The organism is Campylobacter sp. TTU-622, assembly GCF_016598965.1.
Taxonomy (GTDB): Bacteria; Campylobacterota; Campylobacteria; order Campylobacterales; family Campylobacteraceae; genus Campylobacter_D.
Genome location: NZ_JAENKR010000199.1, coordinates 1 through 686, shown reverse-complemented (window position 1 = coordinate 686; position 686 = coordinate 1). Strand labels below are relative to the sequence as shown.

The 686-nt window shown below is 23.2% G+C and carries 1 protein-coding gene; it reads left to right on the top strand.

Going from position 1 to position 686, the window contains the following annotated elements; genetic code table 11:
• Positions 1 to 686: LicD family protein (locus tag JG677_RS08455; protein WP_200286202.1), on the top strand; the 686-nt coding region annotated here is incomplete at both ends.

Genomic DNA, 686 nt, shown 5'->3' with positions numbered 1-686 from the left:
AAAAAAAAAAAAAAATAAATGTTAATGCAAAGATTCAAATTCAAAAATATTTATCTAGTGCCGCTGCTAATGTTAAAATATATGATGTGGCTGAAAGTTACTTAAAAAGTTCATTAGAATTGCATGAACGTTTTTCTATAAAAAATATCAAAAAGAAATATTTTTCAAAGTATGATGCTCGAATAGCTTTGGAAGATTTATCTAATGTTTTTAATTCATTGAATATAAAGTTTTTTTTAATTAGCGGGACTTTTTTAGGGTGTATTAGAGAAAAAAATTTTATATCAAATGATTATGATATTGATATTGGAATTTGGGAGGAGGATTATACCAATGAATTAAAAATAGCTTTAGAAAAATATGGTGTTTTTTATATTCATGATCCAAAATGGAAGGGTGGAATTAAACTTAAGCATGTTAATGGTATATTAATTGATATTTTTATTCATTATAGAGAAGGAAATAAGCATTATCATTTAGGATCTGCTGTTAAATGGTATAATTCAACTTTTGATTTAATAAAATATAAATTTTTAGGCAAAGAATATTTTGGTTTTAAAGAATATGATTGCTATTTAAGTGAAAACTATGGTAATTGGAGAATTCCAAAAAAAAATTTTGATAATATTTTAGATACTTCGAATGCAGTAGTTTTTAATGAACAAGAATACAAATTGCATCTTTAT